This is a genomic window from Pseudomonas sp. IT-P258, from assembly GCF_949767825.1.
Lineage (GTDB): Bacteria > Pseudomonadota > Gammaproteobacteria > Pseudomonadales > Pseudomonadaceae > Aquipseudomonas > Aquipseudomonas monachiensis.
The window spans coordinates 1-23166 of sequence record NZ_CATKPU010000021.1 but is presented as its reverse complement, the minus strand read 5'-3'; the positions used below and the strand labels follow the sequence as shown (position 1 = coordinate 23166).

At 59.1% G+C, this 23166-nt stretch carries 23 protein-coding genes; 13 read left to right on the top strand and 10 right to left on the bottom strand.

The annotated features are described in order from the left end of the window. The first annotated feature begins 142 nt into the window (after positions 1–142). From ACM6G4_RS07390 to trpE, 4 genes are all read left to right on the top strand, one after another. Positions 143–1291 carry an iron-containing alcohol dehydrogenase gene (locus tag ACM6G4_RS07390; RefSeq protein ID WP_414913383.1) on the top strand — a complete coding sequence of 383 codons (1149 nt, stop codon included), beginning with the start codon at positions 143–145 and terminating at the stop codon, positions 1289–1291. 115 nt (positions 1292–1406) lie between these two features. Continuing rightward, positions 1407–2081 (top strand): ribulose-phosphate 3-epimerase, encoded by a 675-nt coding sequence (gene rpe, locus ACM6G4_RS07385; RefSeq protein WP_008027088.1) that lies wholly within the window; start codon positions 1407–1409, stop codon positions 2079–2081. Continuing rightward, a complete protein-coding gene (locus ACM6G4_RS07380) occupies positions 2078–2896 on the top strand; it encodes a phosphoglycolate phosphatase (protein WP_414913382.1) in 819 nt (272 codons plus the stop codon). Before rpe ends, ACM6G4_RS07380 begins: the two co-directional genes overlap by 4 nt. 69 nt (positions 2897–2965) lie before the next feature. Beyond that, complete coding sequence (trpE, locus tag ACM6G4_RS07375; protein WP_414913381.1) at positions 2966–4447, top strand: anthranilate synthase component I; 1482 nt, start codon at positions 2966–2968, stop codon at positions 4445–4447. Between the two features lie 82 nt (positions 4448–4529). On the opposite strand, the gene estP is transcribed toward trpE, so the two are convergent. Beyond that, positions 4530–6440, bottom strand: coding sequence for an esterase EstP (gene estP, locus ACM6G4_RS07370; protein ID WP_414913380.1), 1911 nt, complete (start codon positions 6438–6440; stop codon positions 4530–4532). Positions 6441–6848: 408 nt separating this feature from the next. On the opposite strand from estP, the gene ACM6G4_RS07365 reads away from it, so the two are divergent. From ACM6G4_RS07365 to ACM6G4_RS07350, 4 genes are all read left to right on the top strand, one after another. Next, on the top strand, positions 6849–7442 hold the full coding sequence (locus ACM6G4_RS07365) for an aminodeoxychorismate/anthranilate synthase component II (RefSeq protein WP_007906885.1): 594 nt from the start codon (positions 6849–6851) through the stop codon (positions 7440–7442). 9 nt (positions 7443–7451) lie between these two features. Further along, complete coding sequence (gene trpD, locus ACM6G4_RS07360) at positions 7452–8501, top strand: anthranilate phosphoribosyltransferase (RefSeq protein WP_056726658.1); 1050 nt, start codon at positions 7452–7454, stop codon at positions 8499–8501. Next, positions 8498–9334 (top strand): indole-3-glycerol phosphate synthase TrpC, encoded by an 837-nt coding sequence (gene trpC, locus ACM6G4_RS07355; RefSeq protein ID WP_414913379.1) that lies wholly within the window; start codon positions 8498–8500, stop codon positions 9332–9334. Before trpD ends, trpC begins: the two co-directional genes overlap by 4 nt. A 99-nt stretch (positions 9335–9433) precedes the next feature. Further along, positions 9434–10135 carry a biotin/lipoate A/B protein ligase family protein gene (locus ACM6G4_RS07350; protein WP_414913378.1) on the top strand — a complete coding sequence of 234 codons (702 nt, stop codon included), beginning with the start codon at positions 9434–9436 and terminating at the stop codon, positions 10133–10135. A 10-nt stretch (positions 10136–10145) separates the two neighbouring features. Here ACM6G4_RS07350 and crp read toward each other — a convergent pair whose 3' ends face one another. Further along, positions 10146–10790 (bottom strand): cAMP-activated global transcriptional regulator CRP, encoded by a 645-nt coding sequence (crp, locus tag ACM6G4_RS07345; protein WP_056726661.1) that lies wholly within the window; start codon positions 10788–10790, stop codon positions 10146–10148. A 228-nt stretch (positions 10791–11018) separates the two neighbouring features. On the opposite strand from crp, the gene ACM6G4_RS07340 reads away from it, so the two are divergent. Beyond that, complete coding sequence (locus ACM6G4_RS07340) at positions 11019–11441, top strand: OsmC family protein (protein ID WP_007941657.1); 423 nt, start codon at positions 11019–11021, stop codon at positions 11439–11441. A gap of 240 nt (positions 11442–11681) precedes the next feature. Next, a complete protein-coding gene (gene speD, locus ACM6G4_RS07335; protein WP_007986012.1) occupies positions 11682–12473 on the top strand; it encodes an adenosylmethionine decarboxylase in 792 nt (263 codons plus the stop codon). Between the two features lie 81 nt (positions 12474–12554). On the opposite strand, the gene coq7 is transcribed toward speD, so the two are convergent. From coq7 to hemJ, 6 genes are all read right to left on the bottom strand, one after another. Beyond that, positions 12555–13202 carry a 2-polyprenyl-3-methyl-6-methoxy-1,4-benzoquinone monooxygenase gene (coq7, locus tag ACM6G4_RS07330; protein WP_056726662.1) on the bottom strand — a complete coding sequence of 216 codons (648 nt, stop codon included), beginning with the start codon at positions 13200–13202 and terminating at the stop codon, positions 12555–12557. A 149-nt stretch (positions 13203–13351) separates the two neighbouring features. Then, positions 13352–13690 carry a histidine triad nucleotide-binding protein gene (locus tag ACM6G4_RS07325; RefSeq protein WP_056726663.1) on the bottom strand — a complete coding sequence of 113 codons (339 nt, stop codon included), beginning with the start codon at positions 13688–13690 and terminating at the stop codon, positions 13352–13354. A gap of 80 nt (positions 13691–13770) precedes the next feature. Further along, a complete protein-coding gene (locus ACM6G4_RS07320; RefSeq protein WP_056726664.1) occupies positions 13771–14559 on the bottom strand; it encodes an SDR family NAD(P)-dependent oxidoreductase in 789 nt (262 codons plus the stop codon). A 61-nt stretch (positions 14560–14620) separates the two neighbouring features. Then, positions 14621–15586, bottom strand: a complete 966-nt coding sequence (locus ACM6G4_RS07315) for a DUF805 domain-containing protein (RefSeq protein ID WP_414913377.1) — start codon at positions 15584–15586, stop codon at positions 14621–14623. A gap of 93 nt (positions 15587–15679) precedes the next feature. Next, the gene (locus ACM6G4_RS07310; protein ID WP_056726666.1) at positions 15680–16648 is read right to left on the bottom strand and encodes an NAD(P)H-dependent flavin oxidoreductase; all 969 of its coding nucleotides are present in this window, start codon (positions 16646–16648) and stop codon (positions 15680–15682) included. A 33-nt stretch (positions 16649–16681) separates the two neighbouring features. After that, entirely contained in the window at positions 16682–17110 is a 429-nt protein-coding gene (hemJ, locus tag ACM6G4_RS07305) for a protoporphyrinogen oxidase HemJ (protein WP_056726667.1), read from the bottom strand. A 295-nt stretch (positions 17111–17405) separates the two neighbouring features. Between hemJ and argC the strand changes: the two genes are divergently transcribed. Together argC and erpA are read left to right on the top strand one after the other, a co-directional pair. Next, entirely contained in the window at positions 17406–18440 is a 1035-nt protein-coding gene (gene argC / locus ACM6G4_RS07300) for an N-acetyl-gamma-glutamyl-phosphate reductase (RefSeq protein WP_007980174.1), read from the top strand. A 166-nt stretch (positions 18441–18606) separates the two neighbouring features. Beyond that, positions 18607–18957 (top strand): iron-sulfur cluster insertion protein ErpA, encoded by a 351-nt coding sequence (gene erpA / locus ACM6G4_RS07295; protein WP_007906865.1) that lies wholly within the window; start codon positions 18607–18609, stop codon positions 18955–18957. A 68-nt stretch (positions 18958–19025) separates the two neighbouring features. Here the strand turns inward: erpA and ACM6G4_RS07290 are convergent, their stop codons facing one another. After that, entirely contained in the window at positions 19026–20117 is a 1092-nt protein-coding gene (locus tag ACM6G4_RS07290; RefSeq protein ID WP_414913376.1) for an anhydro-N-acetylmuramic acid kinase, read from the bottom strand. A 3-nt stretch (positions 20118–20120) separates the two neighbouring features. Beyond that, positions 20121–21551 (bottom strand): peptidoglycan DD-metalloendopeptidase family protein, encoded by a 1431-nt coding sequence (locus ACM6G4_RS07285; protein WP_414913375.1) that lies wholly within the window; start codon positions 21549–21551, stop codon positions 20121–20123. Positions 21552–21762: 211 nt separating this feature from the next. On the opposite strand from ACM6G4_RS07285, the gene tyrS reads away from it, so the two are divergent. Further along, complete coding sequence (gene tyrS, locus ACM6G4_RS07280) at positions 21763–22962, top strand: tyrosine--tRNA ligase (protein ID WP_056726670.1); 1200 nt, start codon at positions 21763–21765, stop codon at positions 22960–22962. Positions 22963–23166: the final 204 nt, after the last annotated feature.

The window sequence follows — 23166 nt, the reverse complement described above, 5'->3', positions numbered from 1 at the left end:
ACCGCCTTCGCGAGCAAGCCCGCGCCCACAGTGATTTTTGGTTTTCCCGGAAACCTGGGTCATTCACCGCCTGAATAGAAGACAACCCGCAATCCCCAGCTACTATTGTGCCCAGCTCCCTTACCTATAAGAGGCTGCGCACATGAGTCTTTCCTCTTTCAAGATCGCTCACAAACTGATCACCGGCGCAGGTGCCATCGAGCAGCTGTCTGCCGAGCTTACGCGTCTGGACATCGACAACCCGCTGATCGTCACCGACGCCGCCCTGGTCAAGTCCGGCACGGTAGAGCTGGCACTGGCGCAGCTGGGCGAACGCAGTTACGAGATTTTCGACCGGGTGCTGCCGGACCCGGAAATAGCCATCGTCGAAGATTGCATGCAGGCCTATCGCGACGGTGGGCATGACGGCTTGATCGGCCTCGGTGGCGGCAGTGCTATCGACATTGCCAAGAGCGTGGCGGCCTACGCCGGGTACCACGGTGCGCTAGCGGATCTGTTCGGCATCGATCAGGTCCCGCGCAAAGGCCCGCCGCTGATCGCCATCCCGACCACCGCCGGCACCGGCTCGGAGGTGACCAACGTCGCCATCCTTTCCGACAAGGTCGCGCAACTGAAGAAGGGCATTGTCAGCGACTATCTGTTGCCGGATGTGGCGCTGGTCAGTCCGCAAATGACCCTGACCTGTCCGCGCAGCGTCACGGCGGCCAGCGGCGTCGATGCGCTGGTGCATGCCATCGAGTCCTATCTGTCGGTCAACGCCTCGCCGATTACCGATGCCCTGGCCATCGGCGCCATCAAGTTGATCGCCAAGGCTTTGCCCAAGGCGTATGCCAATCCGTCGAACCTGCAAGCCCGGGAAGACATGGCCACTGCCAGCCTGATGGCCGGCATGGCGTTCGGCAATGCCGGGGTTGGCGCGGTGCACGCGCTGGCGTATCCGCTGGGCGGGCGCTTCAACATTGCCCATGGGGTCAGTAATGCCTTGCTACTGCCCCATGTCATGACCTGGAACAAGATGGCCTGTATCGAACGCATGCAGGATATCGCCGAGGCCATGGGCGTGAAGACCGCTCGCTTGAGCATCAACGAAGCGGCTGACAAAGCCGTGCAAGCCATGAGCGAACTGTGTGCCGCGGTGGAAATTCCCCAGGGCCTGCGTAGTTTCGGTGTGCCCGAGGACGCCATTCCTTCCATGGCCGTGGAAGCAGCGGGGATCGAGCGCTTGATGCGCAACAATCCGCGTAAGTTGAGTGCCGTCGATATCGAAAAGATCTATCGCGCGGCGTACTAGGACCCCAGCCGTCGATGGATGATGGCAAGGTCCAATCATCGCGCTCACGGTGCGCGCTTCAAAGCATGAGGTATACAATGCGCGCCATCGTGATTCTGCTCAGAAAAGGTGCGTCATGCAGCCCTTCGTAATTGCTCCGTCGATTCTCTCCGCCGACTTCGCCCGCCTGGGTGAAGAAGTGGACAACGTCCTGGCCGCCGGCGCCGACTTCGTGCACTTCGATGTCATGGACAATCATTACGTACCGAACCTGACCATCGGCCCGATGGTCTGCGCGGCACTGCGCAAGTATGGCGTGACCGCGCCGATCGACGCGCACCTGATGGTCAGCCCGGTGGACCGCATCGTGGGTGACTTCATCGAAGCCGGCGCGACCTACATCACCTTCCACCCGGAAGCGAGCCAGCACGTCGACCGCTCCCTGCAACTGATCCGCGAAGGCGGCTGCAAGTCGGGCCTGGTGTTCAACCCGGCGACCCCGCTGGACGTGCTCAAGTACGTGATGGACAAGGTCGACATGATCCTGCTGATGAGCGTCAACCCGGGCTTCGGCGGGCAGAAGTTCATCCCCGGCACCCTCGACAAACTGCGCGAAGCGCGGGCACTGATCGATGCGTCGGGCCGTGACATCCGCCTGGAAATCGACGGCGGCGTGAACGTGAACAACATTCGCGAAATCGCCGCGGCTGGCGCTGACACCTTCGTCGCCGGCTCGGCCATCTTCAATGCGCCGAACTATCAGGAAGTCATCGAGAAGATGCGTTCCGAACTGGCGCTGGCTCGCCCATGAGTGGATTTGAGCAGTTGTTCCCGGGGCAACTGCCGCGGCTGGTGATGTTCGATCTGGACGGTACCTTGATCGACTCGGTCCCGGACCTGGCAGTGGCTGTGGACAAGATGCTGCTCAAACTCGGTCGCAAGCCCGCCGGTCTGGAAGCGGTACGCGAATGGGTCGGCAACGGCGCGCCGGTACTGGTGCGTCGTGCGCTGGCTGGCGCTATCGATCATTCGGCGGTCGATGACCACGAAGCCGAACGGGCGCTGGAGCATTTCATGCAGGCTTATGGCGAGAGCCATGAGTTGACCGTGGTTTACCCCGGCGTGCGCGACACCCTCAAATGGCTGCAAAAGCAGGGCGTCGAGATGGCGCTGATCACCAACAAGCCGGAGCGTTTCGTCGCGCCGCTGCTGGATCAGATGAAAATCGGCCGTTATTTCCGCTGGATTATCGGCGGCGACACCCTGCCACAAAAAAAGCCCGATCCGGCCGCACTGTTTTTCGTGATGAAAATGGCCAACATTCCGGCTTCGCAGTCTTTGTTCGTCGGCGATTCGCGCAGCGATGTGCTGGCGGCGAAAGCGGCGGGGGTCAAGTGCGTGGCCCTGAGCTACGGCTATAACCACGGTCGGCCGATCGCGGAAGAATCGCCGGCACTGGTGATCGACGACCTGCGCAAGCTAATTCCCGGTTGCCTGGATCCGGCCGCTGAGATAACGTTGGTCGACGCTGTCAAACCCCCTTCTGGAAACGCCATCGTGGTGGTCACTCGCAAACTCTGGATGAAAGTCATGAAGGCCCTGGCCCGCTGGCGTTGGCGCGCCTGACTTGATCCTGGCCGGTTTCCGGCGCGTTTGCATACCTGACTGTTCGACCCTCAAGCCACGAGGCACCTCATGATCCGCGAAGAATTCCTGCGCTTGGCCGCTGCCGGCTACAACCGCATCCCGCTTGCCTGCGAAACCCTGGCCGACTTCGACACGCCGCTGTCGATCTACCTGAAGCTGGCCGACGAGCCCAATTCCTACTTGCTGGAGTCCGTACAGGGCGGCGAGAAATGGGGGCGTTACTCGATCATCGGCCTGCCGTGCCGAACCGTGCTGCGGGTTCATGATCATCACGTCAGCGTGACCGTCGATGGCGTCCAGACCGAAAGCCACGACGTGGAAGATCCGCTGGCCTTCGTCGAAGCCTTCAAGGCGCGCTACAACGTGCCGACCATTGCTGGCCTGCCGCGTTTCAACGGCGGCCTGGTGGGTTACTTCGGTTATGACTGCGTGCGTTATGTGGAGAAGCGCTTGGGCAAATGCCCGAACCCGGACCCGCTGGGCGTACCGGACATTCTGCTGATGGTGTCCGACGCCGTGGTGGTGTTCGACAACCTGGCCGGCAAGATGCACGCCATCGTCCTGGCCGACCCGGTGCAGGAAGACGCCTTTGAACAAGGTCGCGCGCGCCTGGAAGAACTGCTGGAAAAACTCCGCCAGCCGATCACCCCGCGCCGTGGCCTGGACTTCAGCAAGCAACAATCGGCTGACCCGGTGTTCCGCTCCAGCTTCACCCAGAACGATTACGAAAAAGCCGTCGACACCATCAAGGAATACATCCTGGCCGGTGACTGCATGCAGGTCGTGCCGTCCCAGCGCATGTCGATCGACTTCAAGGCGGCCCCCATCGATCTGTATCGCGCACTGCGCTGCTTCAACCCGACGCCTTACATGTACTTCTTCAACTTCGGCGACTTCCACGTCGTTGGCAGTTCGCCGGAAGTACTGGTGCGGGTCGAAGACAACCTGATCACCGTGCGCCCGATTGCCGGCACCCGTCCGCGGGGCGCCAACGAAGAGGCTGACCTGGCGCTGGAAAAAGACCTGCTGTCGGACGACAAGGAAATCGCCGAGCATTTGATGCTGATCGACCTGGGGCGTAACGACACCGGTCGCGTTTCGGAAATCGGCTCGGTGAAACTGACTGAGAAGATGGTCATCGAGCGTTACTCCAACGTGATGCATATCGTGTCCAATGTCACCGGGCAACTGAAAGCCGGGCTGACGGCCATGGATGCACTGCGGGCGATTCTGCCGGCGGGCACCTTGTCCGGCGCACCGAAGATTCGCGCGATGGAAATCATCGACGAACTCGAGCCGGTCAAACGTGGCGTCTACGGCGGTGCGGTCGGTTACTTCGCCTGGAACGGCAACATGGACACCGCCATTGCGATCCGCACGGCGGTGATCAAGAACGGCGAGCTGCATGTGCAGGCCGGTGGCGGCATCGTTGCCGACTCGGTGCCGGCGCTGGAATGGGAAGAAACCCTGAACAAGCGCCGCGCGATGTTCCGCGCCGTTGCCCTGGCGGAACAAACACCGAACGCCTGAGTTTGCGAAAAAACCCACAATGATTTCATCGCCAAAAAAACGCGGCGCCTGTGAGGGCGCCGCGTTTTTTATTGGTTGCACATCAGAAGTCCAGCGCAACACCTACATTGATGCCCTGTTGGGTGAAGTCGTCGTCCTTGCGGATGTTGTAGCTGGCGCGCAGTGCCAGGTCCTTGGTGAGGTTGTGGCTCACCCCCAGGTTCACATGTTGCAAGTGACTTTGCGGGGTGTAGCCTTCCAGCGTGAACTGGTTGTTTGGCAGGCTGTTGAGGTTGATGTCCACGTCCTGGGTATCGTCGTTGTACTCACGCTCGATTGCCGCTTCGCCGAACACCTGGGTTTGCGGGGTGATCTGGTATTTACCCTGCAGGCCAGCGCCCAGGCGCCGGGAAATACGCTCCTGATCGGCGAAGGTCAGCGCCGTGGAATTGTTTCCGTCCTCCGAGTAACCATCGACTTGTACCTTGGCGAAGTCGGCGCTGACAAACGGCGACAGGTGCCAAGGACTGCTGGCTTGTTGCGCAATGTCGTAGCCCACGCGTGCGCTGAAGGCTTCGACGTAGCCGCTGGTATCGCCTTTTTCGCCGCGTTCGTTGACGCCCAGCTGGAATTTGCGCTTGAGGCTGTCGTAATCCAGATGCCCGGCCGTCAGCGCCACGTCGGCCCACACACGGTTTTGCTGGTACTGGGCGAATGCCGTGCCCAGGTAAGTGTTGAGCTTGTAGTCGGAGTCGTTGTTGCCGGCTTCGAGTTCCTGGTTATAGAAACCGGCCACCAGACCAACACGCCAGGCATCGTCGAGACGATAGCTGCCACCGATGTTCAGGTTGGCTCCGTTGCCGTCGGCGCTTGCCACGCTGTCCTGACCGTCAAAGTCCTGATGCTGTCCGCCGGCGGAAACAATGGCTCGCCATTGGCCGACGCCTTGCCAGTTTTCCCAATCGGCCAGCCACTGGTTGCGCAATTCATCCTGATGCGCACGCACCGTGCCCTGGGCCATTTCCGGCAGCAGGGTCAGCTCCCACGGCGCCGCCAGCAGGGAGTACGCGTAATCGGCGATCAGGCGTTGCCCGGCTTCGGTGGGGTGCACCGAGTCGTTGTAGATCAGCTTGGTCGGGTCCGGCGTAGCGCTGTTGATGCCGTAGCGGGCGTTCTCGGTACAACCGTTGCCGCTGAAGCAGGTGGTGATGAGGTTCTGGTCGGTGGCCAGGCCAAACTGTGCCGGGTTGGCGAAAGTCTCTTTGAGCAGTACCGGAATGTTCAGCGGGATGACTTCGGCATTGATGTTTTGCAGTCGGCTTACCAGTTCAGTGTTGAACTGGGCGCTGAGTTGAGATGTGAACGCTTGCAGCGGGGTGCCGTTGAACGCCGGGGTAAAGCCGATATCGGGCAACAACCAGACCATGACGTATCTGGCACCGGCGGTTTGCAGGGTCTGCACGCTGTCGGCCAGGCGGTCGGCGGCGGCACTGGCTTGGGGCAGGCTGGTGACGCGTCCTTGCAGGAAGTCGTTACCGCCGCCCGACAGGTAATACAGTGCGTTCGGGTCGGCACGGAAGTTATTGGATGGAAGATAGCCGGCCCGGGTGCGTTCGCCGGTGGCGGAGATGCTGGTAATCGAATCAAGAATCTGGTCGGTACGGTAGCCGCCTACAGCCCAGTTGTTACCATCAGGCAGGCCTTCGTTGGCGCGAACTGCTGAAGTAGAAGATGCCGTCTGGTCCGGTGAAAACCCCAGTTTCCCACCCAGGATCTGTGTGGAGTTGAGCGAGCGGACTTCGCCGCTGCCATCCAGGTACACCGGTCCCGTCCGGTTGGTGAAGCGCTGTGTCGCTCCGGCAGGCCCGCCTGTGTCGGCAAAGGTCCCTGCATCGTTGAGACTGTCCCCGAAGACAACGAAATTTGTATAAGGATTGGGTGCGGCGTTCGCCTGGGCGCATGCGATCGCGAGCAAGCATCCTGCGAGCGGTACAAACAACGACTGTTTGATCATGAGCAAGTCCGTTTATTTATTGTTTTAGTGAACAAAACGACAGTACCAAAAACTTTCGGCCTTTTGCCATCTGTCGCGAAGCCTTTGATAGATTCGCGGGCAGTGCCTCCGGCGATATTGCGCGCTCTGCCCAGCTAAGTTACTGTGCCGGGACGTACGAACGAGACCTTCCCCGTGTTGATCATCAGTAAACTCCTGGATCAAGTCATCAAGGCACACGCCCGCTGGCGTTGGCGCGCCTGAATTCTTTTGCCGGCTTCGCCGGACCTGTACCGCTTTGCCTTCTTTACCTGTTTGAAATGCCGCTTTGCTGGCGCTACGTCGGCACCTGACAAAGCGCAGCGCCCTGCGGGTAAAACATTCGAAGGCCATCTTTAAAGTCAGTGAGTTCAAGAGGTTCTATACGCCATGTTGCTGATGATCGATAACTACGACTCCTTTACCTACAACGTTGTGCAGTACCTGGGCGAGCTCGGCTCCCAGGTCAAGGTCGTGCGCAACGATGAACTGACCATCGCTGAAATCGAAGCCCTCAACCCTGAGCGCATCGTTGTGTCCCCCGGTCCTTGCACCCCGACCGAAGCCGGCATCTCGATTGAAGCGATCAAGCATTTCGCCGGCAAACTGCCGATTCTTGGCGTCTGCCTCGGCCACCAGTCCATCGGCCAAGCCTTTGGCGGTGATGTGGTGCGCGCCCGTCAAGTGATGCACGGTAAGACTAGCCCGGTATTTCACGAGGACAAGGGTGTATTCGAAGGCCTGAATCGTCCGCTGACGGTGACCCGCTATCATTCTTTGATCGTCAAGCGCGAAACCCTGCCAGATTGCCTGGAGCTGACCGCCTGGACTCAGCTCGAAGACGGCTCGGTCGACGAGATCATGGGCCTGCGTCACAAGACTCTGAACATCGAAGGCGTGCAGTTCCACCCTGAGTCGATCCTCACCGAACAGGGCCATGAACTGTTCGCCAACTTCCTCAAACAAACCGGCGGCACGCGCTAAGGACTTTTCATGAACATCAAGACAGCCCTGAGCCGTATCGTCGATCACCTTGACCTCAGCACCGATGAAATGCGCGATGTGATGCGCGAAATCATGACCGGGCAATGCTCGGACGCACAGATTGGCGCGTTCATGATGGCCATGCGCATGAAGAGCGAAAGCATCGACGAAATCGTCGGTGCCGTGTCGGTGATGCGTGAACTGGCGGACAAGGTCGAACTCAAGACCCTCGACGGTGTGGTCGATGTAGTGGGCACCGGCGGCGACGGCGCCAATATCTTCAACGTGTCGACCGCTGCTGCGTTCGTGGTTTCCGCTGCTGGCTGCACCGTGGCCAAGCACGGCAACCGCGCAGTCTCGGGCAAGAGCGGCAGTGCCGATCTGCTGGAGGCGGCCGGTATCTACCTGAACCTGACACCCGTGCAAGTGGCGCGCTGCATTGACAACGTTGGTATTGGTTTCATGTTTGCCCAGACCCATCACTCTGCGATGAAATACGCTGCAAGCCCGCGCCGCGAACTGGGTCTGCGGACCTTGTTCAACATGCTCGGCCCGCTTACGAATCCGGCCGGCGTGAAGCATCAGGTGGTAGGCGTATTCACCCAGGCCTTGTGCCGGCCGCTGGCGGAAGTGTTGCAGCGTCTGGGCAGCAAGCATGTGCTGGTGGTGCATTCGAAGGATGGCCTGGACGAGTTCAGCCTGGCAGCACCGACCTTCGTGGCAGAGCTGAAAAACGACCAGATCACCGAGTATTGGGTCGAGCCGGAAGACCTGGGCATGAAGAGCCAGAGTCTGCATGGCCTGGCGGTGGAAAGCCCGGCGGCTTCACTTGAGCTGATTCGCGATGCCCTGGGCAAGCGCAAGACCGAGAACGGTCAGAAAGCGGCCGAGATGATCATGCTCAATGCCGGTGCCGCGCTGTACGCCGCCGATCATGCCAGCAGTTTGAAAGAGGGAGTTGCACTTGCGCACGATGCGCTGCACACCGGCCTCGCTCGGGAAAAGCTCGAGGAGCTGGGTGCGTTTACCGCGGTATTCAGAGTGGAGAATGAGGGATGAGTGTACCGACGGTTCTGGAAAAGATTCTGGCGCGCAAGGTCGAGGAAGTCGCCGAGCGTAGCGCTCGCGTCAGCCTCTGCGAGCTGGAAAGCCTGGCCAAGGCGGCCGATGCGCCCCGTGGTTTTGCCAGGGCCTTGCTGGCTCAGGCCAAGCTGAAGCAGCCGGCAGTCATTGCCGAAATCAAGAAAGCCTCGCCGAGCAAGGGCGTGATCCGCGAGAACTTCATTCCCGCCGACATCGCCAGAAGCTATGAGAAGGGCGGCGCGACCTGCCTGTCGGTACTCACCGACATCGACTACTTCCAGGGCGCGGATGCGTACCTGCAGCAGGCCCGCGCGGCGTGCCAGCTGCCGGTGATCCGCAAGGACTTCATGATCGATCCATACCAGATCGTCGAAGCCCGGGCCTTGGGTGCCGACTGCGTGCTGTTGATCGTCTCCGCGCTGGATGACGTGAAAATGGCTGAACTGGCAGCCGTGGCCAAAAGCGTCAACCTCGATGTGCTGGTGGAAGTCCATGACGGCGATGAGCTGGAGCGAGCGTTGAAAACCCTCGATACTCCGCTGGTTGGCGTGAACAACCGCAACCTGCACACCTTCGATGTCAGCCTGGAAACCACCCTCGACCTGTTGCCGCGTATTCCGCGAGATCGTCTGGTCATCACCGAGAGTGGCATTCTCAACCGCGCCGATGTCGAACTGATGGAAATCAGCGAGGTCTACGCATTCCTGGTCGGCGAGGCGTTCATGCGCGCCGAAAGCCCGGGTACCGAGTTGCAGCGTCTGTTCTTCCCTGAGCGCGGTATTCCCGTCAGCGGCTCGACCCTCGACTGAATACATCTTCACAGGCAATCCGCTTCCACTGTGGGAGCGGGCTTGCCCGCGAAGAGGCCCGCAAATCCCCTGAAGACCTCTGGTCTGTCGGAGCCTCCCATGTCGCTGCCAACCTCCCTCACCATCGAAGCCGGCCTGCAAGCCGAACAGGACTTGCTGGCATCGGTCTGTTCCGGCGACGCAGAGTTCGGCCTGCTGTTCTGGCAGCCGAGCGATCGGGCGCTGGTCATGCCACGCCGTTTGAACCGCTTGCCGGGTTTCGAGGCTGCATGTGAAGTGTCGGCGGCAGCAGGTTGGCCAGTGCTGTTGCGTGAAACCGGTGGCGAGCCGGTGCCGCAATCGGCCTCAACGATCAACATCGCCCTGGTTTACGCGCCGCCGCGCAGTGAAGGGGATCTGAATCGCATCGAAACCGGTTACCACCGTTTGTGCGATCCGATTTGTCAGTTGCTGGATGAGTTGGGTGGCACTTCATCCCTGGGTGAAATCGAAGGCGCTTTTTGTGACGGGCGCTTCAACGTCAACCTCGATGGTCGCAAGATGGTTGGCACCGCCCAGCGCTGGCGTCAGAGCCTGGGTGGGCAGCGTCCGGTAGGACTGGTGCACGGAGCGATGCTGATCGATAACGAGCGAGAGTCTATGGTCGCCGCGGTCAATCGTTTCAACGAGGCTTGCGGTCTGGAGCAACGAGTGCGCGCCGAAAGCCACATCGCGCTGCATGAGAAGTTCACGGCACCCAATGCACTGGCACGCCTCGACGAACTCTACCGGTTGATGCTCGTGCAGATGTTCAACGGCTAGGTTTTCGAGCTTATCGCGTACCGAAGACCACCATGGTCTTGCCTTTGACGTCCACCAGGTTGCGTTCCTCCAGATCCTTGAGCACGCGACCGACCATCTCCCGTGAACAACCGACAATTCGACCGATTTCCTGACGGGTCACCTTGATTTGCATGCCATCGGGGTGCGTCATGGCGTCTGGCTGTTTGCACAGCTCCAGCAGGCAGCGGGCGACTCGACCGGTTACATCAAAGAATGCCAGGTCACCGACCTTGCGCGTGGTGTTGCGCAGGCGCTGTGCGATTTGTCCGCTAAGGACGTAAAGAATGTCCGGGTCCTGCAGGGACAATTCGCGGAATTTCGCGTAGCTGATTTCCGCGACATCGCATTCAACCTTGGCCCGCACCCAGGCGCTGCGCTCCTGCTCCAGGCCGGCTTGCTCAAACAGACCCAGCTCGCCGAAAAAGTCCCCGGCGTTCAGGTAGGAAATGATCATTTCCCGGCCGTCATCATCTTCGATCAGGATGGTGACTGAGCCTTTGATGATGAAGAACAGCGTTTCCGAGCGGTCGCCGGCACAAATGATGTTGCTCTTGGCCTGATAACGGCGGCGCTGGCAATGCATCAACAGCTTGTCGAGGTTCTTGATCTTGGAGTTGGGGGCAATAGCAACCATGGTTGTATCCCGAAAAAACTGCACGGTATGTTTGGTTTTTATAAATAGTGAACGCTGGAGTAAGGCTGGCTATGCGCCATAGAATTGGCGTCAGCTTAACAGACACTTCCTGCAATATTCGAGCATTTACCTACAAGGCAGTGGGATATGTCCCAGGACGCCGGGCGCTGTCAATCACGGGGCCTGTGCTAAGCTGGCGACCCTTTTTTATACAGTGGAGTCTTGGCGATGAAGGCACGCATCCAATGGGCTGGCGAAGCCATGTTCCTCGGCGAATCCGGTAGCGGTCATGTCGTGGTCATGGACGGTCCGCCCGATGCCGGCGGACGTAACCTGGGTGTCCGGCCGATGGAAATGCTGCTGCTGGGTGTTGGCGGTTGCAGCAATTTCGATGTGGTCAGCATCCTCAAGAAGTCCCGCCAGGCAGTGGAAAGCTGTGAAGCCTTCCTCGAAGCCGAGCGTGCGACCGAAGATCCAAAGGTGTTCACCAAGATCCACATGCACTTTGTGGTCAAGGGCCGCGGGCTGAAAGAAGCCCAGGTCAAACGTGCCATCGAACTGTCTGCCGAGAAGTATTGCTCGGCCTCGATCATGCTCGGCGCGGCTGGCGTGGCAATTACCCACGACTACGAGATCATCGAGCTCGGCTGAATCGACATTCAACTATCATAAAAGCAGTGCAGACTCTGGCGAACACAAGCTGACGTCTGCATAATGCGCCACTTTTTTCAGGGTAGTGGCCCGTCAGCCGACAGGCCTCAAACCCGAAACAGACAACCAAAATCGCCATCGCGAAGAGGTGTTAACCGTCCTACGCAGGTGCGTTGTTCGCATCTGACGGGCATGCTTGATCACGCGGCCGGGCCGCAAACACATAGAGAGTTTTTAACGGTGAAAAGCAAACTCAAGCTCCACGGGTTCAATAACCTGACAAAGACCTTGAGCTTCAACATCTATGACATCTGCTACGCGGAAACCCCGCAAGACCAGCAGGCTTACGTCGAGTACATCAATAAAGAGTACAACGCGAAACGCCTGACGCAGATCCTCACGGAAGTTGTCGATATCATTGGTGCCAACATCCTGAACATTGCCAGTCAGGACTATGAGCCGCAGGGCGCCAGCGTCACGATCCTGATCTCGGAGGAGCCGGTAACCCCGACCGACAGTCAGATCGAAGAGTCCCCGGGCCCGCTGCCCGAAATCATTCTGGCCCACCTCGACAAGAGCCATATCACGGTGCACACCTACCCGGAAATCCATCCGGTCAGCGGTATTGCAACCTTCCGTGTGGACATCGACGTGTCGACTTGCGGGGTCATTTCACCGCTTAAAGCGCTCAACTTCCTGATTCACCAGTTCGATTCGGACATTGTGACCGTGGATTACCGAGTGCGCGGCTTCACCCGTGACGTTGAAGGCAAAAAGCACTTCATCGACCACGAGATCAATTCGATCCAGAACTACCTCTCCGACGACACTTACGACGCGTACCAGATGACCGACGTGAACGTGTACCAGGAAAACCTGTTCCACACCAAGATGCTGCTGAAGAACTTCGAACTGGATAACTACTTGTTCGGCGACGCCACCAGCAACCTGTCCTCTGAGCAACGCGCCCAGGTGACCGAACGGGTGAAACACGAAATGCTCGAAATCTTCTACGCGCGCAATATGGCGTAAGATTTTCGAACACAAAAAGGCGACTCCCTCACGGCAGTCGCCTTTTTTTATTTTGGCGCTGGCTCCTACAAAAAAACGGAGTCAGATCCGATAAGTACTCTTTGTCATCACCTTGGCCATCAGGCTCATCCCGAACTTCACCGGTGCCGGAAAGCGGAAGCCGCCAGCCTCCAGCGCGCTTTCGGCGTGCTGTTCTTCATCGATGCGCATCTGCTGAAGAATTGCCCGGGATTTTTCGTCCTCGGCCGGCAATTGTTCCAGATGCTCGTTCAGGTGTTTGCACACCTGGTCTTCCGTTGCCGCAACGAAACCGAGGCTGACTTTGTCGCTGATCAGGCCGGCCACTGCGCCAATCCCGAACGACATGCCATAGAACAGCGGATTGAGGATGCTGGTGTGGCTACCCAGTTGATGGATGCGTTGTTCGCACCAGACCAGGTGGTCGATTTCTTCTTCGGCGGCATGCTCCATCGCAGCGCGCACTTGCGGCAGCCTGGCGGTCAGCGCCTGCCCCTGGTACAGCGCCTGGGCGCAGACTTCGCCGGTATGGTTGATGCGCATCAGGCCGGCAACGTGGCGCGTATCTTCGTCGCTCATTTTCGCATCCGGCTGCACGATGGCAGGCGACGGACGGTACGGCTGGCCGCTGAAGGGCAGCAAGGTGCGCATCGCGGCATCGGCTTGCAGCAGCAGGCGGTCAATCGGCGAGTAGTGACGTTGGGTAGTCATGCTGACCTCCGGGGGGAATTTCGGCGGCCAGTTTAACCCAATCGGCCGGGGAAGGTTTGCGCTGGGTCATTGTGATGCAGGTGCTGTGACATTGTTGTGATGCCTTGTGTGGAGGCGGCAGTGCACCGCTTCCACAGGGTTTGGCGCAATCAGCCCGGCGGCCAGTGCATCTGGCGCTGACCCAGCACGTGCATATGAATGTGGTAGACGGTTTGCCCGCCTTCTTCATTGCAGTTCATGACGACGCGGAAACCTTTTTCGCAGCCCAGTTCCAGTGCCAGGCGCTGGGCGGTGAACAGTATGTGCCCGGCCAATGTCTTGTCGTCCTCGGTCAGGTCGTTCAAGGTGCGAACCGGTTTTTTCGGGATCACCAGGAAATGTACTGGCGCCTGTGGGGCAATGTCGTGGAAGGCCAGTACCTGGTCGTCCTCGTAAATGATCTTCGCCGGGATTTCCCGGTTGATGATCTTGGTGAACAGAGTATCCACAGCTGTTTTCTCCGTTGTTTGGGCTGGCCTGAGTGTACTCATGGTGTATGCCAGCGCCCAGCCTTTTACCTTGGGTTGGATCAGCGCGGGCAGTAGGCCTTGTTGATCATGCCGGCGATTGTGCGAGTCAGCCACCGCGAGCCGAGTCGCGGCAGGAAGGCGAACCAGCGGTTGCGCCGCCCGGGAATGATGATCGCCTTGTTCTTTTCCAGTGCGCGCACGGTGTAGAGCGCCACTTCCTCAGGGCTCATCAGCAGTTTGCTGTTGGTCAGTTTTTCGCTGTCGAGTTGCGCGGTACGGAAAAATGCCGTTCGGGTCGGCCCGGGGCAGAGCACCGAAACCTTGATCGCACATTTTTTCAGCTCGACGCGCAATCCTTCGGAAAAGTGCAGCACATACGCCTTGCTGGCGTAATAGGTGCTCATCCACGGCCCGGGTTGAAACGCCGCCACCGAGGCCACATTCAGAATCTGTCCGCCGCCTTGCAGGGCCATGCTGTTGCCGATGGCATGGCACAGGCGGGTGAGGGCGAGGATGTTCACTTCGATCAGGTCTTGCTCGGTCATCCAGTCCTGGGCCAGAAACGGGCCGCATGTACCGATACCGGCACAATTGACCAACAGATCGATCTGCCGATCGCCTTCTTCCAGCTCCAGCAGGAACCCGGACAGGCGCAGCGGTTCGCCCAGGTCACAGGCACGGAACAACACCTCCACGCCGAACCTCTGGGTCAGTTCAATCGCAATACTTTCCAGCTGATCACGTTGTCGGGCCACCAGAATCAGGCTGCGGCCACGCCGGGCCAGCGCTTCGGCCATTGCCAGGCCGATGCCGCTGGAGGCGCCAGTGATCAGAGCGTAACGGGTCATGCAGTTCTCCATCGCAACAGCTCCGCGCCGCGACGCAGGTGTCACGGGCCAGGAGCGCTGTTCATTCTTTCGCAGAGTCTACAGGGGGCTGGGCCTCTTCGGCTGCATCGTCGGTGGAATTTGGCACCGGTTCGACCTCGACTTCGATTTCATCGGTGGTGACCGAACTGCTTTCGTAGCTGCTCTGGGCGGCGCTTTTGTATTCTTCCCGTATCGCCGTGAGACCACCGGCCAGCGAGCCGAACAGAACCAGCGCGATAACCACCAGCCACAGCGAAGACAATACCTTGACCGCAGTACTGTTCGGCGGAGGCGGCGGGCCGTAGCGGTTCGCGGTGTCGTTGCCCGGCACAACCATGATCACGAACGGAAAGAAACTGCCAACGAACGGCACCAGGTTCAGCAGCCACAACCAGCCGGACCAACCGACATCGTGCAAGCGCTGAACAGTGATCTGGATGCTGACGAATATAAAGCCGACGAACAGGATCAAGGCCAGCAAGCTGCCCAATATCAGGCCGCCGGTCGAATCCGCGCCGATGAGAGCCAGGGCGACCAAGGCAAACACCCCGCAAACGGCCAAGAGCACAGTTGACAGCACCAGCGTCCAGGCGAGGTAACGCAAGCGGCCGATACGGCCATCGAAACTGAATGGCTTGAGCGTAGCGAATTCCGCCACGGCTTCGCCGACGGGCGCGCGAGGCGGCGCGTAAGGGGATTGCGGGTCTGCCAATGGCTCCTGGCTGTTGGCCGGAGCATGCTCATGCACGTCGGCGAGGTTCAGTTCGATCGGCGTTTCGGCTTCGATGCGGGCGTCGATACCGGTTTTGCTCAGCGCCTGGAGATAGGTATGGGCGTCGGCTTGCGACAGGTTGCGTTTGAGCGCTACCGGACGCCCGGCGAACAAGCGCTCGATGGCTGTGACATCGCTTTTGAACAAGTCGGCGAGATTGAGCTTTGCCGTGGTGATGTCGACACCGGGTAGCAAGGCGCCTTCGAATACGATCTTGAAACGATTTTCGCCCATGTGCGAGGCATCCTTGTCGCGAGAGGTTGAAAGAAGAAGCTTGTGCCCGGGTGAGTGTAGGGCCAGCCGGGCAAGACTGGCCAAGATTTGCTGTCAGCGCGGCCAGCGTTTTGGCAACTGGGCGGCATGCTCCAGGGCCTGGCGGTACTCCGCGTCGAGACGTGCAATCAACTGCTCGACACTCGGCAAGTCTTCGATTTCTCCCACACCCTGGCCTGCAGACCAAACGGTCTTCCAGGCCTTGGCCTCATCGCTCACGGGTTTGAGCTTGGAACCGAAGTTGATCTCGCCCTTGCCTTGCAAGGCGGCCATGTCAAAACCGGCGGCCTCCAGGCTCTGGCGCATGAAACTCGCGGGTACACCTGACACGGCTGGAGTATGGATGATGTCTGCCGCTTTGGATGTCAGCAGCATTTCTTTGTAGGCGTCAGGCGCGTGACTTTCGGTCGTGCCGATAAATCGTGTGCCAAAGTAGGCCAAATCCGCGCCGAGCAATTGAGCGGCAAGAATTTCGTGGCCGTGGTTCAAGCAACCGGCCAGCAACAAGGTCTTGTCGAAGAACTGGCGGATTTCGGCAATCAGCGAGAACGGGCTCCAGGTCCCGGCGTGTCCACCGGCGCCGGCAGCCACGGCGATCAAGCCATCCACGCCGGCTTCGGCCGCTTTCTCGGCATGACGACGAGTTGTCACATCGTGGAACACCAGGCCGCCGTAGCTGTGCACCGCGTCGACCAGTTCTTTCACGGCACCGAGACTGGTGATCACGATCGGCACTTTGTGTTCGACGCAGATCTCAAGATCCGCCTGTAAACGAGGATTGCTGTTATGGACGATCAGGTTCACGGCATAAGGCGCGGGGTTTTCCATTGTCGCCAGCCCGGCTTCGATTTCTTCCAGCCAGGCTTTGAAACCGCTGCTTTCGCGCTGGTTCAGCGCCGGGAAGCTGCCGACCACGCCCTGGCGACAGCAGGCGAGTACCAATTGCGGATTGGAAATCAGGAACATCGGCGCCGCCACCACGGGCAGACGCAAACGTTCTTCGAGCAGAGCGGGCAGCGACATTGGAAGTACCCCGGTAAGTTGTTCCTGGTGGATTTAGAACGGCCGAACGACGACCAGAATTACGATAGCCAGCAATATCAGAACCGGCACTTCATTGAACCAGCGATAAAAGACATGGCTGCGGGTGTTCTCGCCACGGGCAAAACGTTTTACCTGGGCGCCGCACATGTGGTGGTAGCCGATCAGCAATACGACCAGGGTCAGTTTGGCGTGTATCCAGCCACCCTGGCTGAAGATGCCTGGGTTGAGGTAGATGAGCCAGCCGCCGAAAATCAGCGTGGCGATCATCGCCGGGCCCATGATGCCCCGGTACAGCTTGCGCTCCATGATGCTGAAGCGTTCCTTGCTGATCGTGTCTTCACTTTGTGCGTGATAAACGAACAGCCGTGGCAGGTAGAACAGGCCGGCAAACCAGCACACGACGCTGACGATATGAAACGCTTTGAGCCACAGATAGAGCATTTTTAGTTATTCCCCAATTCACGGTAACCCGAATAGTAGAGAAAGAGTCCCGTCTCGGACATAACTGTTCAATTTTGACGGTGTCTTTTGTCGCCATACTGCGTTGCCGCTCCTCGCCATAGCGGGCTATGACTCGTCGCGGCGCCTTGTCTGGCAACAAAATCCACTCGCCAAAACTTGAACGTATGCCCGAGACGGGACTCGTGAGCGTCCGCACGTCACCTTGACGGTTGTCGCAGGGGCGCGCGGCCCCTATTATCGACGGCTTTCCAGTGGGTTCGTTGAGGGCAGGTTTATGGTCAAGGTCGGTATCGTCGGCGGCACGGGTTACACCGGTGTCGAACTGCTGCGTCTGTTGGCGCAACATCCGCAAGCTGAGGTGGTTGTCATCACTTCCCGATCCGAGGCTGGCCTGGCCGTGGCCGACATGTACCCGAACCTGCGAGGCCATTACGACGGCCTGGCGTTCAGCGTTCCGGACATCAAGACCCTGGGTGCCTGCGATGTGGTGTTCTTCGCCACGCCGCACGGTGTTGCCCATGCCTTGGCGGGTGAACTGCTGGCGGCCGGGACCAAGGTCATCGACCTGTCGGCCGACTTCCGTCTGCAAGACGCGGATGAATGGGCCAAGTGGTACGGCCAGCCGCACGGTGCACCGGAGTTGCTGGACGAGGCGGTCTACGGCTTGCCGGAAGTCAATCGCGAGCAGATCAAGAAGGCGCGCCTGATTGCCGTGCCGGGCTGCTACCCGACTGCAACGCAATTGGGTTTCCTGCCATTGCTCGAAGCCGGCCTGGCCGATGCCGCGCATCTGATTGCTGACTGCAAGTCCGGCGTCAGCGGTGCCGGTCGTGGTGCTTCCGTAGGCTCGCTGTACTCCGAAACATCGGAAAGCATGAAGGCTTATGCGGTCAAGGGTCACCGCCACCTGCCGGAGATTCGCCAGGGGCTGCGTCGCGCAGCAGGCAAGGACGTCGGCCTGACCTTCGTTCCGCACCTGACCCCGATGATTCGTGGCATTCACTCCACGCTCTACGCAACCGTTGTTGATCGCTCGGTGGACCTGCAGGCGTTGTTTGAAAAGCGTTATGCCAACGAACCGTTCGTCGATGTGATGCCGGCCGGCAGCCATCCGGAGACTCGTAGCGTACGGGGTGCCAACGTCTGCCGTATCGCGGTGCATCGCCCGCAGGATGGCGATCTGGTGGTTGTGCTGTCGGTGATCGACAACCTGGTCAAAGGCGCTTCGGGTCAGGCGGTGCAGAACATGAACATTCTGTTCGGGCTGGATGAGCGTCTGGGCCTGTCCCACGCCGGCATGCTGCCATAAGCTTTATGGCGTACAGCAAAAGGCCCGTCAGACGGGCCTTTTTGCATTCCGGGCCGGCGATTGGATTGGTTGATATACCATAACAATAGTTGACCGCTTTTCTAGGAGAAGCGGATAATGCGCGTCATCACGCAATATGACGGCGTAACGCCGGGAGATAGTCAGCATGAGCGTCGAATCCTTCACCCCCACGGCTTTGCAATTCACCCACGGTGCCGCGCACAAGGTGAAGAGCCTGGTCGATGAAGAGGGGAATGATCGCTTGAAGCTGCGCGTATTCGTTACGGGCGGCGGTTGTTCAGGTTTTCAGTACGGCTTCACCTTCGATGAAGAAGTGGCCGATGACGACACCATCGTCGAGCGCGAAGGTGTGAGTCTGGTTGTCGATCCGATGAGTTTCCAGTACCTGGCAGGTGCCGAGGTGGACTACCAGGAAGGTCTGGAAGGTTCGCGTTTCGTCATCAAGAACCCGAATGCGACCACCACCTGTGGCTGCGGTTCTTCGTTCTCGATCTGATCAGCGCACCTGTTTCACAGAACGCCGCACGGCCTCAGGGCCTTGCGGCGTTTTGCTGTGTGGAGGATTTATGCGGGATAGATGGCACCCAGTACGCGCAAGCCGCGGGCACCGGTGACGCTCGGACGGTTGGCTGCGATGCCTTCGAGACAGCAATGAGCCAGCCATGCGAAGGCCATGGCTTCGACCCAGTCGGGGTCCACGCCGTAAGTGGCGGTGCTGCTGACGCTGGCGTTTGGCAGCAGGCTGGCCAGGCGCGTCATCAAAGTGGTGTTGTGAGCGCCTCCGCCGCAGACCAGCAGTTCTTGCGTGTCTTGCTGGGCGCTTTGCAGTGATTCGATGATGGTCAGCGCGGTCAGCTCAAGCAGCGTCGCCTGAACATCTTCGGTGGCGAAGGCTGGCAGTTGTGCCAGATGCCGTGTCAGCCATGGCAGGTTGAACACTTCACGGCCGGTACTCTTCGGGCCTTTGGTCAAAAAGAACGGATCGCTGAGCAGGGCATTCAATAGCACCGGTTCTACCTTGCCGCTGGCAGCCCATTGGCCGTCACGGTCAAAGTGGTCGCCGCGTTGTTGGTGAATCCAGGCATCCAGCAGCACATTGCCCGGGCCACAGTCGAAACCGGCGACCGGCTTGCCGGGCTCGATAAGGCTGAGGTTGCTGAAGCCGCCAACGTTCAGCACTGCGCGATTGCCGGTCTGCTCTTCAAACAAGGCTTCGTGAAAAGCGGGAACCAGTGGTGCGCCTTGTCCGCCGGCAGCGACATCGCGGCTGCGAAAGTCGCTGACCACGGTGATACCGGTCAGCTCGGTCAGCAGGGCCGGGTTGCCGATCTGCACAGTGAAGCCGCGTGCCGGTTCATGGCGGATGGTCTGGCCATGACTGCCAATCGCACGAATGTCGTCAGGCTTCAGTTGCTGTTGGGCGAGTACGGCATGAATCCCTTGGGCTGCCAGTTTCACCCAGTTCTGCTGGGCGATGGCGGAGCGAGCGATTTCGTCCGGGCCGCTGGCGCACAAACCGAGCAGCTCGGCGCGCAGGGAGTCGGGCATCGGGATGTAGTGGGAGGCGATCAGTCTGATCGCCGGGGCTTGCTCGATCAGTGCGATATCCAGGCCATCAAGGCTGGTACCGGACATCACACCTATATAGAGCGCCATGGCCTAGCGCTTGCTCGAAGCCAGCAGAGTGGCTTTTTCCTGTTCCATGCGCGCCATCAGTGGCTGGCTTTGGGCGAGGAAGCGTGCGCGTTCAGCCTTGGCAATCGGATCGGCCATTGGCAGTTTCTGGCCCAGCGGATCGACGTGTACACCGTTGACCTGGAACTCGTAGTGCAGGTGTGGCCCGGTGGAGAGACCGGTGGTGCCGATATAGCCAATCACCTGGCCCTGTTTCACCGTGCCGCCAGTCTTCACGCCTTTGGCGAAGCCTTGCATGTGGCCGTAGAGCGTGGTGTAGGTGTTGCCGTGCTGGAGGACCACGGTATTGCCGTAGCCACCACGGCGGCCGGCGAGCAGGACCTTGCCATCACCGGCAGCTTTGATCGGGGTACCGCGCGGTGCTGCGTAGTCAACGCCTTTGTGGGCGCGGATCTTGTTCAGGATCGGGTGTTTGCGGCCCATGGAAAATTTCGAGCTGATGCGGGCGAAGTCCACCGGTGTGCGGATGAACGCCTTGCGCATGCTGTTACCGTCAGCGGTGTAGTAGCTGCTGTTGCCTTGTTTGTTGGTGTAGCGCACGGCGGTGTAGGTCTTGCCGCGGTTGGTGAAGCGCGCCGACAGGATCGGGCCAGTGCCGGCGGCCTTGCCGTTGACGACTTTTTGTTCGTAGATCACGTCGAACTCGTCGCCCTGGCGAATATCCTGGGCGAAGTCCACGTCGTAGCCAAACACACTGGCCATGTCCATGGTCAGGCTGTGAGACAGGCCGGCCCGGGCTGCGGACTGCGACAGCGAGCTGTTGATCACGCCGTGTACATAGGCAGAGCGCACGGTCGGTTTCGCGGTAATGCGGTTGAAGGTGTAGCCCTTGTCGTTCTTGGTCAGGCTGATGCTTTCGAGGTCGTTGAGTTTGCTGTGCAGGTTGGTCAACTGGCCGTCAGGGCTCAGTTCGAACTCGAGTTTTTGCCCGTGCTTGAGCTGGCTGAACTGCTTGGCCTGCTTGTCGCTGGCCAGCACGTCATGCACTGAAGTGGCCGGGAGGCCGACCTTCTCGAACAGTGTAGAGAGGGTGTCACCCTTGGTGACGATCACTTCCCTGTGGCTTGCCGGCTTCTTTCCTTCGACGACTGGCGCAGGTGCAGGTGCAGGTTCGGCCTGAGCGGTTTCCTGAGTGTCTTCGGCGCTGTTGTCGATCTGCGCGAAGGGGGAGGTTGCTGGTTCATTTGTGGCTTGAACGGCGTCAGCAGCGTCTTGATCTTGTGTCAGTTGTTCAGCAGGGCTTTCCAGTTCAAGACTCAGGGTTGTCTTTTTGGCTTCGACATCGCTGGAAGGGAATACCAGGAGCGCCAGACTGAGAAGGGCGGCGATGCCACTTGCGGCAAGCAAGTGGGTCTTCGGGTAAAGCGGCGGCGCTTTAGACGATTCTGTGGTCATAAGTGGTTTTGACTTTGAAAAAGATGAATTGGAAAAGATGAATGACATGATGAAGATGAAATAACTGTATAAAATATAACCAAATCATCTCTGAAGCAAGTCCGCAGACGTTCTGTCTATGGATTGGCTTCCGTGCGCCGCGCAAACCTTGTATTTGACGCGCGATCTTGTATGGTTGGTTCCCTTTGAATCTGAGCCTTGCGGGTCTGTTATGAAGTCGGTTGAAGAGCAGCTAGCGCTGATCAAACGTGGTGCGGAAGAACTGTTGGTCGAGTCCGAGCTGATTGAAAAGCTCAAGCGTGGCCAGCCGCTACGTATTAAGGCGGGCTTCGATCCAACGGCTCCGGACCTGCACCTGGGTCACACCGTGCTTATTAATAAGCTGCGCCAGTTCCAGGATCTGGGGCATCAGGTGATCTTCCTGATTGGTGACTTCACCGGGATGATCGGCGATCCGAGTGGCAAGAGTGCCACGCGCCCGCCGCTCACTCGCGAGCAGGTCCTAGAGAATGCCGAGACCTACAAGACTCAAGTGTTCAAGATTCTCGATCCGGCAAAAACCGAAGTGGCATTCAACTCCACCTGGATGGATCAGATGGGGCCGGCCGACTTCATTCGCCTGACTTCGCAGTACACCGTGGCTCGCATGCTCGAGCGCGATGACTTCGACAAGCGCTACACAACCAATCAGCCAATCGCCATCCATGAGTTCCTTTATCCGCTGGTTCAGGGGTACGACTCGGTAGCTCTGCGTGCGGACGTGGAGCTCGGCGGCACCGATCAGAAGTTCAACTTGCTGATGGGGCGTGAGCTGCAGCGTGGTTATGGTCAGGAAGCCCAGTGCATTTTGACCATGCCGCTGCTTGAAGGTCTGGATGGCGTGAAGAAGATGTCCAAGTCCCTGGGCAACTACGTCGGTATCCAGGAAGCGCCGGGAGTGATGTATGGCAAGCTGGTCTCCATTCCGGATGCGCTGATGTGGCGCTACTTCGAGTTGCTCAGCTTTCGCTCCATGGATGAGATCAATGCGTTCCGCGCTGATGTGGAGGCGGGTGCCAATCCGCGCGACATCAAGATCAAGCTGGCTGAAGAGATCGTTGCGCGCTTCCATGGTGAGGAGGCTGCGGCCAATGCCCACCGTGCCGCCGGTAACCGCATGAAGGATGGCGAGCTGCCGGATGATTTGCCGGAAATCGAATTGACTGCTGCCGAGGATATGCCGATCGCTGCCGTCCTTAATAAGGCGGGGCTGGTCAAGAACTCGGCTGTGGCTCGAGATCTGCTTGGTTCTGGTGGTGTACGTATAGATGGCGAGGTTGTCGATCGCACCTTTATATATGCACTGGGCGCGACCCATGTTTGTCAGGCAGGCAAGAAGGCATTTGCGCGTATTACGCTCAAATCCGAATAAAGCTGAAATAGGGGGTTGACGGCGAGTTTTAGAAGTCTATAATTCGCCCCACTTCCGGCGCAGTCGAAACGGAAAACTCCTTGATAAACAATGAGTTACGCAGTTTTCGGCAGCAGGTCGCTTCAGTTCATCGAAGCCGAAAGGGAGTTGAAAGAGAGGTGTTGACAGCAGCGTGTAACGCTGTAGAATTCGCCTCCCGCTGAT